The sequence below is a fragment of the Pseudoalteromonas sp. SWYJZ19 genome (assembly GCF_015864375.1).
In the GTDB taxonomy this organism is placed as follows: Bacteria; Pseudomonadota; Gammaproteobacteria; order Enterobacterales; family Alteromonadaceae; genus Pseudoalteromonas; species Pseudoalteromonas arctica.
The window spans coordinates 236,174-251,140 of sequence record NZ_JADYXI010000001.1 but is presented as its reverse complement, the minus strand read 5'-3'; the positions used below and the strand labels follow the sequence as shown (position 1 = coordinate 251,140).

Below are 14,967 nucleotides of genomic sequence, written 5' to 3'. Positions count from 1 at the left end.
CGCTGCAGATTTTGCCCAAAATACTCCAATAAGTAAAGGCGCAGGGGCTATATTTGCAAATTAAATAGCCACCCACTCATCATTGAGCTGTTTTTGAGCAGGTAAAAACTGAGTTTTGTACTTCATTTTGTCGCATTCATCAATTTGATAGCCTAAGTACACGTATTGCTTATTTTGCTCTTTAGCAAACTTTAGCTGCTCTAATATCATCACAGAGCCTAAACTATAGTGTTCAAAGTCGGGATCAAAAAAGGTATAAATTGCAGAAATAGCGCTATTCATACAATCAGTTACGGCAACCGCGACTAAAGTATCTTGGTGCCACAATTCAATAAATGTGATCTTGAGCCAACTACAAAGCAAAAAACTTTGAAACTGTTCTTTTTCAGGAGGATACATACTTCCATCCTGATGACGCATCGTTATGTACTTGCTATAAAGTGGATAGTACTCAGGTCGCTCTTGCGTTGAATATTTTACCTCAAACTGTGTTTTTGCTTTGTTTAGTTTACGTTTTTGCGATTTTGAGGGCATAAACTCTTTTGCTAATACACGTACAGAACTACATGCACTGCATATTGGGCAATGCGGACGGTATATTTGATTACCACTGCGACGAAATCCCAAGCCCAATAAAGACTCAAATTTGTCGGTGCTGTAGCAACTAGGGTCAAGAATAACTAGAAGTTGCTCTTGTCTGTTGGGTAAATAACTACAGTCAAACTCTTGGGTTAAACCAACACGTGCAGGAAGTTGCTTATTCATAGATTGCGTCAAGTTCTTGTGGCTCCCACATAATAGGGTTAACAATATAGTTATGTGCAGCTTTTAGTTTAGTCAAAAATGTTGAACGGGGAATTATTTGTGCACCTAGAGTCATTAAATAAGGATTTTCTAACTGGCAATCAATAAAATGTGCATTATGGCGTTTAAGCCAATTTACCAGTGCCCACATAGCAAGCTTAGAGCAATTGGTTTGATGATGAAACATCGACTCGCCACAAAATACACCATTTTGCATAATGCCATATAAGCCACCTGCAAGCTCTCCGTTACTCCACACCTCTAAACTATGTGCAATGCCAGCATTGTGTGCATTAACGTAAGCGTCGAGCATGTCAGAGGTGATCCAGGTGCCATCGGTATCAAGGCGTTGATCGCGACAGGCTTCTATCACCTCTTCAAAGGCATTATTAATGGTTACTCTAACAGGGTGTTTTTTTAAATGCTTACGCAGGCTCTTACTTATATGAAAATCATTAAGCTCAAAAATGCCTCGCTCACTTGGCGACCACCACATAATAGGCTCGTCTTCGCTAAACCAAGGGAATATTCCGCTTTTGTAGGCATTACTTAGCCGAGGCAAGCTTAAATCGCCACCAATTGCTAACAAGCCATCAGGGGATTCTAATGCGTATTCCGGATTGGGGAATGCTATATCGGTTTCGCTTAATTGGTATAGCTGATTTCTCATACAGTACTTATTTTATAATTGATCGTAAAAGTGTAACTATATTTTAGGCATAAAAAAAGGGCTGAATAATCAGCCCTATAATAATTTATTTAATTGCTTATAAATTATCTAAAAAACGTTCAGCATCAAGGGCAGCCATACAGCCTGTACCCGCAGATGTGATTGCTTGACGGTAAATGTGGTCAGACACATCACCTGCAGCAAAAACGCCTTCTACGCTTGTTTGAGTCGCGTTACCGTGAAGACCAGACTCTACAACTAAGTAGCCATCTTTCATTTCTAGTTGACCAACAAACATATCAGTATTTGGCTTGTGGCCAATAGCAATAAATACGCCTGCTAAATCGAGTTCTTCAGTTGCATCAGAGTGTGCATCTTTAATACGAACGCCGGTTACGCCCATTTGGTCGCCTAATACTTCGTCAAGCGTGCGGTTGTAATGCATTACAACGTTACCGTTTGCTGCTTTTTCAGCAAGGCGATCAGCAAGTATTTTTTCACTGCGGAAACTATCACGACGATGAATAACATGTACTTCGTCAGCAATGTTAGATAAGTAAAGCGCTTCTTCAACCGCTGTATTACCACCACCAACAACCGCTACTTTTTGACCTTTATAGAAAAAGCCGTCACACGTAGCACATGCCGAAACACCACGGCCTTGGAAGTTAGTTTCAGACTCTAGGCCTAAGTATTTAGCAGAAGCACCCGTTGCAATGATTAATGCATCACATGTGTAAGTACCTTGGTCGCCAGTTAGTGTGAAAGGGCGCTTAGATACATCTACTTTATTGATGTGATCGAATATGATTTCAGTTTCAAAGCGCTCAGCGTGCTCTTTCATACGATCCATTAACGCAGGACCTGTTAAACCGTGTGCATCACCAGGCCAGTTTTCAACTTCAGTTGTGGTTGTTAATTGGCCACCTTGTTGAATGCCTGTAATTAAAACAGGGTTTAAATTTGCACGTGCTGCATATACTGCGGCAGTATAACCAGCTGGGCCAGAGCCTAAAATTAGTAGCTTACAATGTTTTGCTTCAGTCATTATTTTTTCCTAAACGTTTAATACGGTCTTTAATGCGCTCGATTCTAAGAAAAACAAGGCAGATGTAAACAAAATCCGCGATTATTTTTTTTATCAAATCGAAAAGCTGTGCAGTATTGTGTACTAGAGTTATGTGCTTTTACAGTTAAAATGCCTAAGTAGCTCAATAAATAGACTAACAGGCAACAAAACAGCGTTATTTCATGACCCCTTTGATTTTTTTTGTTATGTTTTACCTAATTTTATTTGTCACTGATAGATTATGTGACCTAAGCAAATAGGCAACTATGTTATTTTGGCAGGAAAAACCCGCATTCGGGTTGACTTCAAAAGACGTTAACGTCTTAACCAATGCGCAAGATTACCGAACGCAATTGCTACGCTTGATAGCGAACGCAAAAAAACGAATTTATATTACTGCGTTGTATTTACAAGATGACGAAGCAGGTCGCGAAATTTTAGAAGCGCTGCATCGTGTGTCATTGGCAAACCCCGCACTTGAGGTAAAAGTGCTGGTGGATTTTCATCGTGCGCAACGTGGATTAATTGGCGCTGATAAATCAGACGGTAACGCAAGTTTATACTGTGACGATTTAGAAAAGTTTAAATCGAACGTACAAGTTTATGGCGTACCTGTAAAAGCTAAAGAATTATTTGGCGTATTGCATTTAAAAGGTTTTGTAATTGACGACACCTTACTTTACAGCGGCGCAAGCTTAAATAACGTGTACTTGCAATACAACGAGCGCTACAGGCTCGATCGTTACTTTTTAATAACGCAGAGCGAACTGTGTGACTCAGTAGTTGATTTTATTGAAACAAAGCTACTTTCATCAGTGGCCGTGCCACGCATTGACACACGACCGCTTAAGCGTTTGCACGACTTTAAGCTTGATCAAAAGCAATTAATGCGCGATTTAAAAGTCGCAAGTTATAACGCAGCAGAGCAGCTAAATACGCAAGCATTAGGTATTCGCTTATTTTTAGGGCTTGGGCGTCGTAATAACGAGTTAAATCGTTTAATAAAAGCGTTATTTGATACAACAGAGCAAGAGCTTGTGTTGTATACGCCATACTTCAATTTTCCGGCACCACTTATGCGATCGCTGCGCCGATTATTAAAGCAAGGCAAGCAAGTGACTATTGTTGTAGGCGATAAAACAGCAAATGACTTTTATTTACCGCCAAGCGAGCCGTTTAGTAAAATAGGGGCATTACCTTATTTATACGAAACTATTTTGCATAAATTTGTAAAAACGCAAAAGCGTCATATCGATAACGGTAATTTAAATGTGTATCTGTGGAAAGATGGAAGTAATTCGTTTCATTTAAAAGGTATTTGTTCAGATAGAACAAAACATTTATTGAGCGGGCATAACTTAAATCCGCGTGCATGGGGTCTTGATATCGAAAACGGTATTTTAATAGAAGATCCAGAGCAAACAATTATGGATGCTATTGATAACGAAAAGCAGGAAATTTTACAACACTGCCGACGTTTAACAGGCCCAGATGATTTAGAAACGATGGATGATTATCCGCAGCCAGTTAAAAAACTACTTGGCCAAGCTAAGCGCGTAAAAGTAGATTTTATAATTAAGCGTTTTATCTAAACCAGTTTATATAAATCTGAAATTTAGACACAAAAAAAGCAGCTAATTAGCTGCTTTTTTAATGCTTATACCTAAATAATTACTTAGGTATAAGCGGTAACAATAGTAGTTACGCGTTTTCTACCGCTGTGCGTGGGTCAACATATTCCATATTGAACGCTTCAGCTACTTCTTTGTAAGTTACTTGGCCTTTAATTACGTTTAAGCCTTTTAAGAAGTGAGCATCATCTAGTAATGCCTTTTTATAACCTTTGTTTGCAAGGTTAATGATGAAAGGCAATGTTGCATTATTAAGTGCAAACGTAGATGTACGAGGAACAGCGCCTGGCATGTTAGCAACACAGTAGTGAACAACTTCATCAACGATGAAAGTAGGATCTGCATGCGTAGTTGCTTTAGAAGTAGCAATACAGCCACCTTGGTCGATTGCAACGTCAACAATTGCAGAACCAGGTTTCATTGCTTTAATGTGCTCAGCAGTGACTAGTTTAGGTGCAGCTGCACCTGGGATTAGTACGCCACCAATTACTAAATCAGCTTCTAGTACGTGTTTTTCTAGAGCATCAGCAGTTGAGTAAATAGCTTTAACTTTATTACCAAATTGCGCGTCTAGTGCACGTAATACGTCGATGTTACGGTCAAGAACGACAACTTCAGCACCAAGACCAACAGCCATTTGCGCTGCACTACGACCAACCATGCCGCCGCCAATGATAACAACTTTAGCTGCTTCAACGCCTGGTACGCCACCTAGTAGCATGCCACGACCGTGGTTAGATTTTTCTAGCGCTTGTGCACCAGCTTGAATAGACATACGACCAGCAACTTCGCTCATAGGAGCAAGAAGCGGTAAACCACCGCGAGAGTCAGTTACAGTTTCGTATGCAATACAAATAGCTTTGCTTTTTACAAGGTCTTCAGTTTGTGGAAGATCAGGTGCAAGGTGTAAGTAAGTGAAAAGAATTTGGTCTTCACGTAGCATTGCACGTTCAACAGCTTGTGGCTCTTTTACTTTTACAATCATGTCTGCTTTAGCGAAAACGTCAGCAGCAGTTGCTAAAATTTCAGCACCCGCTAGCGTGTAATCTTCGTTAGTAAAACCAATACCCATGCCTGCATCAGTTTCTACAATCACTTGGTGACCGTGGTTTACTAATTCACGAACACTCGCAGGAACCATACCTACACGGTATTCATGGTTTTTAATTTCTTTAGGAACACCAATAATCATATCATTTGCCTTATTAAGAACGGATTAACATTTTTCACTATTATAATCATCATAAGCCCGTGTGTCTCACCTTTTTTAAAGTCAAATCTAGTGTTATCATCTATATAACAAAAATAAGCAGCATAAAAAACTAGTTGGTACTATGCATCAGTTATTAGATAGAATTGATCGTAAAATTTTAATGGAATTACAGCATGATGGACGCCTTTCAAATGTTGAACTGGCCAGACGAGTTGGCCTAAGCGCCACGCCCTGTCTGGAGCGAGTGAAAAAGCTAGAACGAGAAGGCTACATACTTGGCTATAAAGCAGTGGTCGATCCAGCTAAGCTTGGGCAAGGTTTATCGGTGTATGTAGAAGTAACAATTACTAAAACATCTCCCGACGTATTTGATGAGTTTAGTGCGGCCGTTAAAAAGCACGAAGAAATTATCGAATGTCATTTAGTATCGGGTAATTTTGATTTTTTACTTAAAACGCGCGTAAATGATATGTCAGAATACCGTGGTGTATTAGGTGACATATTATTAAAATTGCCTAACGTTAGTGAAAGCCGAACTTATGTAGTAATGGAAGAAGTAAAAGGTGAAGAAGGCGTAATTATTCGTCCTTATATTACTTAAGGTTATTTATATTAGCTGCGTCATTTGCTTATATAAGCTCAAATTATAAAAACTTGTTCATAATCAGGCCATCAAGGTTAAGATAAAGTGCAACAAATTGCATTTCCTGCTAAGGTATTTCACTGCTAAGTAAGTGTGAATAAAAATAGAATAATAAAGAGGAATAGGGAACTATGCGCCTAAACGGTGTGCAAAGACTATTAGAAACAGGGCTGATTATCAGCACCTTTATGGCAATATTTATTTTATGTGCCTTAATCAGCTTTGATCCAGCAGATGCTGCATGGTCGCAAACTAGTTTTAGCGAAGTAAGCAACATCACAGGAGCAGCCGGTGCATGGATAGCCGACATTTTATTACTCACCTTTGGTTGGTTGGCTTACTTAGTGCCAGCGGCCATTCAGCTATTTGGCTACTTGCTATTTAAACAACCTCACCGCATTTTACAGCTTGATTACACCACCTTAGCGCTGCGTGTTATTGGTTTTGCTTTATTTATTACTTCAGCGACGGCTATCAGCAGTATAAACTTTGACGATATTTATAACTTCTCATCTGGTGGGGTAGTGGGTGATGTTATTGCATCAGCCATGATGCCTGCGTTTAATTTTACCGGTACATCTATATTATTGCTGTGTTTCTTTTTTGCAGGCTTAACATTACTAACCGGCGTATCGTGGGTTGATTTTGTGGATTATCTTGGCGATTTAATGGTTAGGCTTTACCGCTTTATTGTATCTTACGCAAAAGGCTGGATGCACCGAGAACACGCTGCAGGCAAAGTAAATAATAACGATGAAGCTGACGCTCACTTTGAAGACGATATTCATGAGCAAATAGAGCTACCTACATCAGCTAAAAAAGCAGATAAACAAAAAGCAATTAATAAACCGCAAACGCCATTTAGCGAGCCACAAATTAGTGACGACTTTATGCCGTTTGATGAGCTTGACGACATACTCGATCAAGAAATTGGCTTTAGCGCCATAGACGACGAACCAATGGATACAGAAGCTGCATTAAATGCGCTAGACCAAAGCCCTGTTATAGAGCCAGAAAAACCAGTTACAACGGTGGTATCGCCAGCTAGGCCTATGCCTAAGCCAAAACCTGCGTATCAACCGCCGCCAACGGCTAAAGAAAAGTTTGAGCAATTACTAACGCAAGAGCCACCACCGGGGCCATTACCGTCGCTAGACTTACTCGACAGGCCGGATAAAGCTAAAAACCCAATTTCGCAAGAAGAGCTCGATACAGTATCGCGCCTAGTAGAGACAAAACTACTCGACTTTAACGTTCAAGCTAAAGTTGTTGCTGTATATCCAGGGCCGGTTGTTACACGTTTTGAGCTAGATTTAGCACCAGGTATTAAAGTATCTAAAATTACTGGCTTAGCTAAAGATTTAGCGCGTTCGCTTTCGGCAATTAGTGTACGTGTTGTAGAAGTTATACCAGGTAAAACGTATGTAGGTATTGAGCTTCCTAACAAACACCGTGAAATAGTACGTTTGTCAGAAGTAATAAACGCCCCTAAATTTGAACAAAACCCTTCGCCACTTACAATGGTGTTAGGTAAAGACATTGCCGGTCAGCCTGTATGTGCTGACCTTGGTAAAATGCCACACTTATTAGTAGCAGGTACAACCGGTTCAGGTAAATCAGTGGGCGTTAATGTCATGATAGTAAGCTTGCTGTACAAATCGGGCCCTGACGATGTACGTATGATCATGATTGACCCTAAAATGCTTGAGCTTTCAGTATACGAAGGTATTCCGCACTTATTGTGTGAAGTAGTTACCGACATGAAAGAAGCGGCCAACGCACTGCGTTGGTGTGTAGGCGAAATGGAACGCCGTTATAAATTAATGTCAGCATTAGGTGTACGTAACTTAAAAGGTTACAACCAAAAAGTGCTTGAAGCCAAAGAAGCGGGTTACCCAATTCTTGATCCATTATTTAAAGACACAGATGGCATGAAAGAAGGCCCAGACGAGCTAGGTAAATTACCAAGTATTGTTGTAGTAATTGACGAATTTGCCGACATGATGATGATTGTAGGTAAAAAAGTAGAAGAGCTAATTGCACGTATTGCCCAAAAAGCACGTGCGGCAGGTATTCACTTAATACTAGCAACTCAGCGCCCATCGGTTGATGTAATTACAGGTTTAATTAAAGCAAATATACCAACACGTATGGCGTTTCAGGTATCAAGTAAAATAGATTCGCGCACAATACTTGATCAACAAGGCGCCGAAAACTTACTCGGTATGGGTGATATGCTTTATTTACCACCGGGTACTAGCGTACCAGAGCGTGTGCATGGCGCGTTTGTAGACGACCATGAAGTACATGCCGTAGTAAACGATTGGAAAGCGCGTGCAAAACCAAATTACGTTGATGAAATACTCAATGGCGATGCAAGCGAGGATATTTTATTACCCGGCGAAGCTAGCGAAAACGCAGATGAAGAAAACGATCCGTTATACGACGAAGCCGTATCGTTTGTAATTGAAACCGGCAAAGTATCGGTATCGTCAGTGCAACGTAAACTACGTGTTGGTTATAACCGAGCAGCACGTTTAGTAGAACAAATGGAAACATCGGGTATCGTGAGTTCACCAGGTCATAACGGTGCTCGTGATGTATTAGTACCTAATGGAGCAAATTCATGAAAAAAGTTAATGCCTTATTGTTAGTGTTAGGCAGCGTACTAGCTGCACCAAGCTTTGCAGACGACAGCCAAGCATTACAAGACCAATTAGCGACTTTAAAAAGCTTTAAAGCGCAATTCGCACAAAAAGTAACAGACAAAGAAGGCCAAGCAGTGATGCAAGGCGAGGGCACAATAGCGCTCCAACAGCCTATGATGATCCGCTGGCAGCAAACTAATCCAGACGATACGTTATTTGTATCAAACGGCGATAAAACATATTACTTCGACAGTTTTGCTGAGCAAGTAACGATTATGAAAACCAGCAGCCTAATTGATTCAACACCGTTTGTACTACTTACATCAAAAGACCCAGCACAGTGGGGAAAATACAGTGTACTTGCAACAAGTACAGGCTTTAGCGTAACGCCAAATAAAGGCGTAGAAAGCCAAGTAGAACAACTTGATATAGCGTTTGCCGATAACGAACAAGGCCTTGCTAAATTAGTTGTTACCGACAACTCAGGGCAGTTATCGTCATTTACGTTTAACGATGCACAAGTTAATACACAGCTTGATAAAAGCACTTTTGAATTTACGCCTCCTGAAGGTGTTGAAATAGACGATCAGAGTAACGGTGAGTAATTTAGGATTTAACTTTGGGCCTGATGTACGCCCACTTGCCGCGCGTATGCGCCCTACAACACTTGACGAGTACATTGGTCAACAGCATTTATTAAGTGCTGATAAACCATTGCATCAAGCCATTGTAGCGGGGCGCTGCCATAGTTTAATTTTGTGGGGTCCGCCCGGTGTTGGTAAAACGACACTTGCGCAAATAATTGCCAACCATGCAGATGCCTCACTTATTCAAATGTCGGCGGTAACCGCAGGCGTAAAAGATATACGTGACAGCGTAACGCAAGCGCGAGACAACCTAGAAAGCCGTGGCCAACGCACCCTTATGTTTGTTGACGAAGTGCACCGCTTTAATAAATCTCAGCAAGATGCTTTTTTACCGCACATAGAAGACGGCACCTTTATATTTGTGGGTGCTACCACCGAAAACCCCTCGTTTGCCCTTAACAACGCGATATTGTCGCGTGCGCGTGTGTATGTTTTGAAATCGCTTGCCGACACCGACTTATACACCGTAATAGAGCGCGCTCTTAAACAAGACGAGCAGCTAAGCCAAAAGCATATCACTATTGCCGAGAATGCTAAAAAGGCACTATGCCAAGCAAGTGGCGGCGATGCGCGTAAAGTACTTAATTTACTTGAACAAGCAGTTGATTTAACAACCGAGCAAAACGGTCAATACAACGTAGACGAGCACGTACTTAGCCAAGTGTTACCTACTCATTTAGCTAAATACGATAAAGGCGGCGATGAATTTTACGATTTAATATCAGCCTTTCACAAATCAGTACGTGGCAGCTCTCCTGATGGTGCATTGTATTGGTATTGCCGAATTTTAGCCGGTGGCGGTGACCCTTTGTATGTAGCAAGGCGATTACTTGCCATAGCTACAGAAGACATTGGCAACGCCGATCCGCGTGCGATGGAAGTCGCCCTAAACGCATGGGATATATTTCAGCGAGTAGGTCCAAGCGAAGGTGAGCGCGCTATTGCACAAGCCACATTGTATTTAGCCAGTGCACCTAAAAGTAATGCGGTGTATATGGCATTTAATCAAGCCAAAGCTGATGCTCAAAACGAACCAAGTTATCCTGTGCCAGAGCATTTACGCAATGCCCCAACCAACTTAATGAAAGACTTAGGTTACGGCGCCGAGTACCGTTATGCGCATAACGAAGAAGGCGCATTTGCCGCAGGTGAAAAGTACTTACCGCCAGAAATGGACGGTAAAGAATATTACTTACCGAGCGATCGCGGACTTGAGCAAAAAATTAAACAAAAACTCGATTACCTAAAAGAGCGCGATGCGCAAAGCCCACTTAAACGGTACGAAAATGATTAAACTTTACATGATGATTGCACTTGGCGGAGCCTCAGGTGCGTGTTTACGGTTTTTTATTAGCGAAAGCATGCTAAAACTCCTCGGTAGGGGATTCCCTTTTGGCACGTTGACGGTTAATATTCTGGGTTCATTGTTAATGGGCATTTTGTACGGTTTGATAGATAAAGAAATTATCACCGCTAGCCCCGCCAAAACCCTTATCGGGATTGGCTTTTTAGGTGCATTAACCACCTTTTCAACATTCTCAATGGACTCGTTGTTGTTATTACAACAAGGTCACTTTATTAAAATGGCCCTCAATATCATCTTAAACGTGATGGTGTGTATTTTTATGGCTTGGCTGGGCCTTCAGCTAGTAATGCAAAAAGGTTAAAAAACTAACATGTTAGATTCTAAATTTTTACGTCAAGACGTCGAACAAACTGCAGCACGTTTAGCGGCGCGCGGTTACGAACTCGATGTAGCGACGGTAACGGCACTTGAAGAAAAACGCAAAACATTACAAGTAAAAACGCAAGAACTTCAAAGTCAACGTAATGCAAGCGCAAAAGCAATTGGTCAAGCCAAAGCAAAAGGCGAAGACGCACAGCCACTACTTGATGCAGTGGCTAACTTAGGCAGTGAGCTAGACGCCGCTAAAACTGAGCAAGATGAAGTATTAGCCGCAATTAACGACATTGCTTTAGCAATTCCAAACTTGCCAGATGAGTCGGTACCTGCCGGTAAAGACGAAGACGACAACGTTGAAATTTTAACGTGGGGCACACCTAAAAAATTCGATTTTGAAGTTAAAGATCACGTTGATGTAGGGCAAGACCTAAACGGCTTAGACTTTGAAATGGGCGTTAAAATTAGTGGCGCACGCTTTACTGTAATGCGCGGCCAAGTAGCGCGTATGCACCGTGCACTAACGCAATTTATGCTAGATACACACGCAGATAAAAACGGCTATACAGAAATGTATGTACCGTACTTAGTAAATAGCGCAAGCCTTTATGGCACAAGCCAGTTACCTAAATTTGCGGGCGATTTATTCCACACATTAGGCCTTGTAAACGACGATGGCGAACAACAAGCCGGCTTTAGCTTAATTCCTACAGCAGAAGTACCGCTTACAAACAGCGCCCGTGACGAAATTTACGACGAAAGCGATTTACCAATTCGCTTAGTTGCCCACACGCCGTGTTTTAGAAGCGAAGCAGGCAGCTATGGCCGCGATACGCGTGGCTTAATCCGTCAGCACCAGTTTGATAAAGTTGAATTAGTACAACTTGTAAAACCAGAAGACTCAATGGCAACCCTTGAAGAGTTAACAGGTCACGCAGAGCAAATACTACAAGCACTTGACCTACCATACCGTAAAGTAATTTTATGTATGGGCGACATGGGCTTTGGCTCAGCTAAAACATACGATTTAGAAGTATGGTTACCTGCGCAAGACACATACCGCGAAATTTCATCATGTTCAAACATGGCTGATTTTCAGGCTCGCAGAATGCAAGCACGTTTTCGCCGTGAAGGTGTTAAAAAGCCAGAGTTACTACATACACTAAATGGTTCAGGCTTAGCCGTTGGCCGTACACTAGTAGCAATATTAGAAAACTACCAACAAGCTGATGGTACAGTAGTAGTACCAGAAGTATTACGCCCGTACATGGGTGGACTGGAAGTGATTGGTAAACAATAAAAATCAAGTTTAAGTTAAGCAAGCTTTAAGCTTGTAAATCTTAAGACGAAAGCCGCTGTTTGCAATGAACAGCGGCTTTTTTGTTTTAGGTTAAAGGCAAAAGCTTAGAGAAAAATTTAAGTTATCTTATTAATAATATCGCTTACACCTATTTTTATAGCTCATTACTTTTTTGTCCGATATTACTGATCTCTACCATTTTGGGGTATTTCTACATCAAGGAAACTTAAATGCCGGCTAACTAGTTGTTTACAAGTGCTTATTAGCTGGTTAAATTAGATGCTTCGTAATATTTGGACATTTGTCGGTTTGTAAAGCGACAAATATCGGATACAAAGTTGTTATGCTTCTAAGCGCACACCGCTAGTCAAGTATCAATATTAATTATAAGGAAATAGTGCATTGTCCCAAAAACCCACAGCAACAATTTCAAAGATTAGTTTCTCAGGTGGAAACAGTTTCCAATTAAACCCAAACGAAAAAATTATTATTGTAGGACCAAATAATAGTGGGAAATCTCAAACCTTACGTGAAATTATGGCTATTGCTCAGAAAGGTGAGGGAGAACGAACAGTTGTAGTTACTGATCTTGAAATCAAGAAGAATGGTGGCTTAGAGCAGCTTAAACAGTTCTTGGAAGATAATGCGGAATTTGTAAACTCAGAGTACCGTTTTAACAATTGGCAAGTTCATGAATCTCATACTCAATTATGGACTCAAAATTATCTAATGCATGGAATAGCGGCTGGATACATAAAAAATATTGCAGCCAATGACAGGTTGACTATCTGCAATCAACAAAACAGCATTTCACCTGGCGATCAAAAAACCAAACCACAGCACATTCTTTATGATGATGAAGCATTGATGAATAAAATTAGTCTGCTTTTTAAACGTGCGTTTGGTAAAGACATTATGTTTGATTATAGAGGGGGAAGGAGCCTTCCTATTCATGTAGGTGATAACCCTATGGTTGATGGTGTAGTCGATAGAGTTGGCGATACTTATGTTCAATCTGTTCGAAGTAATCCTCTCTTAGATAAACAAGGGGATGGAATGAAAAGTTATGCTGGTATTCTGTTTGAAGCTATCGTAACAGATCTAGATATAACTCTTATTGATGAACCTGAAGCGTTTCTACATCCACCGCAGATGCGCAGACTTGGAGAAACCCTTTCTTCAGAAGTACGGGGGCAGTTGGTTGTTGCTACCCATAGCAGTGATATTCTTCGTGGTTTCCTTGAGGGAACACGTGGGAATGTTAGAATTCTTCGTGTTCAAAGAGAAGGTGATAAAAATGTCGTTTCTGAAGCATCAAATGAGACGATTAAAAGTTTATGGGACAAACCTGAATTACGTTACTCAAATGCGCTAGAAGGTATTTTTCATGAGCAAACGATTATTTGTGAGGATGATAGTGATTGTCGATTAATTAATTCGATAGGTGACCATTTGGAGTTGAATTCCAATGCTCAATGGCTAGACACAGCATATATTCCAACAGGTGGAAAGCATGGGGTGCCAAAAATAGCAAAGACACTTCGAGAAGTTGGTGTTCCTGTGAAAGCGGTATTTGATATTGATTTTTTATCTGAGTCTAGCTTGGTTAAAGCAACGGTTGATGCTTTTGGTGGTTGTTGGACTAAAATAGAGCCATTGTGGAGACGTGTTGACGCAGCAGTAAGGGGGGGGAATAAGCCGAAATCAAAATCTGAAATGAAAAAAAGTGTTACAGAAATAATAAATAAATCAGGCGATGATGAGCTGCCAAAAGGGGATATTATTGAAGCTATGAAGCAAGGTAAACCTTGGAGTGTGGTTAAGAAGTTTGGTTTTAGAGGCATCCCCCATGGTGAAGCACAAACTAACTATCAATTGCTAAAGGATTCATTGGAAGATATTGGTATTTATTTGGTGCCTGTAGGGGAAATAGAAAATTTTTGTCCACAAATTGGATCCCATGGCCCTAAATTTATAACTAAGCTGTTAACCACCATCCCGCTAGGAGATCCTCAGCTTAATGACTTAAGAAATTTTGTGGATCTAGTCCATAAAGGAAAGCATTGTAATTTGAAAGCGAATTTAGTTTCTGAGTCAGAAAAAATAGTTAAATAACATTGACACCCATCTTAAATTTTGCACTTTTCGAAGGGCCAGATTCAGTATTTAAACCTTTTATTCACTTGTATCGTCTAAATATTAATTTTAATTATTTGAAAAAGTAAAATTAGGATGACACCCATCCTAATTATTACGAGAAAAAATTAACAGTGACATATATGGACGCTCCCTTGAAGTCAAGACGAGCTAATGTATAAACATCAAAATTGATGCCTTTATTTTATTATCATGTATCCCATTTCACAGTCATGATGCGTCACAAGCTTGCTGAAAAGCAAAGGTACTGACATATATTCGAGCTATGGTGTCATGATTGTCATGCGCCATGCTCCTAATGAGCTTCGTACCAAGGGACCTAAAAAATATTCACCCAAACGAGATTTAATCTCGTGTCTTTATCTGGTTAACCTTGGTTAGCGTGCGCTTTTTGTTTCATTATAAGTGAAGTACATACAGGATAAGCGTATGTTACGACTTAAGTGCCCAAACACCCACTCAGGTTTTAAAACCTATGTCATAACCAGGCTGTCTTAAGTCGTA

At 40.6% G+C, this 14,967-nt stretch carries 12 protein-coding genes; 8 read left to right on the top strand and 4 right to left on the bottom strand.

The features are described 5' to 3' along the window. Window positions 1–60 precede the first annotated feature (60 nt). From I6F45_RS01140 to trxB, 3 genes are all read right to left on the bottom strand, one after another. Window positions 61–765 (bottom strand): arginyltransferase, encoded by a 705-nt coding sequence (locus tag I6F45_RS01140; protein ID WP_197159457.1) that lies wholly within the window; start codon window positions 763–765, stop codon window positions 61–63. Beyond that, on the bottom strand, window positions 758–1,474 hold the full coding sequence (gene aat / locus I6F45_RS01135; protein WP_197159456.1) for a leucyl/phenylalanyl-tRNA--protein transferase: 717 nt from the start codon (window positions 1,472–1,474) through the stop codon (window positions 758–760). The genes I6F45_RS01140 and aat overlap by 8 nt, the downstream gene beginning before the upstream one ends. 97 nt (window positions 1,475–1,571) lie before the next feature. Beyond that, a complete protein-coding gene (gene trxB / locus I6F45_RS01130) occupies window positions 1,572–2,522 on the bottom strand; it encodes a thioredoxin-disulfide reductase (RefSeq protein ID WP_008168643.1) in 951 nt (316 codons plus the stop codon). 287 nt (window positions 2,523–2,809) lie between these two features. On the opposite strand from trxB, the gene pssA reads away from it, so the two are divergent. Further along, window positions 2,810–4,135 carry a CDP-diacylglycerol--serine O-phosphatidyltransferase gene (gene pssA / locus I6F45_RS01125; protein WP_121954552.1) on the top strand — a complete coding sequence of 442 codons (1,326 nt, stop codon included), beginning with the start codon at window positions 2,810–2,812 and terminating at the stop codon, window positions 4,133–4,135. 109 nt (window positions 4,136–4,244) lie between these two features. Here pssA and ald read toward each other — a convergent pair whose 3' ends face one another. After that, the gene (gene ald / locus I6F45_RS01120; protein WP_010552621.1) at window positions 4,245–5,366 is read right to left on the bottom strand and encodes an alanine dehydrogenase; all 1,122 of its coding nucleotides are present in this window, start codon (window positions 5,364–5,366) and stop codon (window positions 4,245–4,247) included. Between the two features lie 142 nt (window positions 5,367–5,508). Here ald and lrp point away from each other — a divergent pair, with 142 nt between their 5' ends. From lrp to I6F45_RS01085, 7 genes are all read left to right on the top strand, one after another. Next, the gene (gene lrp / locus I6F45_RS01115; protein WP_007582985.1) at window positions 5,509–5,988 is read left to right on the top strand and encodes a leucine-responsive transcriptional regulator Lrp; all 480 of its coding nucleotides are present in this window, start codon (window positions 5,509–5,511) and stop codon (window positions 5,986–5,988) included. Window positions 5,989–6,161: 173 nt separating this feature from the next. Next, entirely contained in the window at window positions 6,162–8,660 is a 2,499-nt protein-coding gene (locus I6F45_RS01110) for a DNA translocase FtsK (RefSeq protein ID WP_197159455.1), read from the top strand. Further along, on the top strand, window positions 8,657–9,283 hold the full coding sequence (lolA, locus tag I6F45_RS01105; protein ID WP_197159454.1) for an outer membrane lipoprotein chaperone LolA: 627 nt from the start codon (window positions 8,657–8,659) through the stop codon (window positions 9,281–9,283). Before I6F45_RS01110 ends, lolA begins: the two co-directional genes overlap by 4 nt. Further along, on the top strand, window positions 9,276–10,619 hold the full coding sequence (locus tag I6F45_RS01100) for a replication-associated recombination protein A (RefSeq protein WP_197159453.1): 1,344 nt from the start codon (window positions 9,276–9,278) through the stop codon (window positions 10,617–10,619). The genes lolA and I6F45_RS01100 overlap by 8 nt, the downstream gene beginning before the upstream one ends. Further along, a complete protein-coding gene (gene crcB / locus I6F45_RS01095) occupies window positions 10,612–10,992 on the top strand; it encodes a fluoride efflux transporter CrcB (RefSeq protein ID WP_021032117.1) in 381 nt (126 codons plus the stop codon). Before I6F45_RS01100 ends, crcB begins: the two co-directional genes overlap by 8 nt. Before the next feature lie 9 nt (window positions 10,993–11,001). Further along, window positions 11,002–12,306: a serine--tRNA ligase gene (serS, locus tag I6F45_RS01090; RefSeq protein ID WP_197159452.1), complete on the top strand. Its 1,305-nt coding sequence runs from the start codon at window positions 11,002–11,004 to the stop codon at window positions 12,304–12,306. 402 nt (window positions 12,307–12,708) lie between these two features. After that, window positions 12,709–14,421: an ATP-dependent nuclease gene (locus I6F45_RS01085; RefSeq protein WP_197159451.1), complete on the top strand. Its 1,713-nt coding sequence runs from the start codon at window positions 12,709–12,711 to the stop codon at window positions 14,419–14,421. The last annotated feature ends 546 nt before the right edge of the window (window positions 14,422–14,967 follow it).

Coding starts and splice junctions, on each gene's coding strand:
- I6F45_RS01140 (WP_197159457.1), bottom strand. CDS start 765: ATGAATAAGCAACTTCCTGCACGTGTTGGTTTAACCCAAGAGTTTGAC.
- aat (WP_197159456.1), bottom strand. CDS start 1,474: ATGAGAAATCAGCTATACCAATTAAGCGAAACCGATATAGCATTCCCC.
- trxB (WP_008168643.1), bottom strand. CDS start 2,522: ATGACTGAAGCAAAACATTGTAAGCTACTAATTTTAGGCTCTGGCCCA.
- pssA (WP_121954552.1), top strand. CDS start 2,810: ATGTTATTTTGGCAGGAAAAACCCGCATTCGGGTTGACTTCAAAAGAC.
- ald (WP_010552621.1), bottom strand. CDS start 5,366: ATGATTATTGGTGTTCCTAAAGAAATTAAAAACCATGAATACCGTGTA.
- lrp (WP_007582985.1), top strand. CDS start 5,509: ATGCATCAGTTATTAGATAGAATTGATCGTAAAATTTTAATGGAATTA.
- I6F45_RS01110 (WP_197159455.1), top strand. CDS start 6,162: ATGCGCCTAAACGGTGTGCAAAGACTATTAGAAACAGGGCTGATTATC.
- lolA (WP_197159454.1), top strand. CDS start 8,657: ATGAAAAAAGTTAATGCCTTATTGTTAGTGTTAGGCAGCGTACTAGCT.
- crcB (WP_021032117.1), top strand. CDS start 10,612: ATGATTAAACTTTACATGATGATTGCACTTGGCGGAGCCTCAGGTGCG.
- serS (WP_197159452.1), top strand. CDS start 11,002: ATGTTAGATTCTAAATTTTTACGTCAAGACGTCGAACAAACTGCAGCA.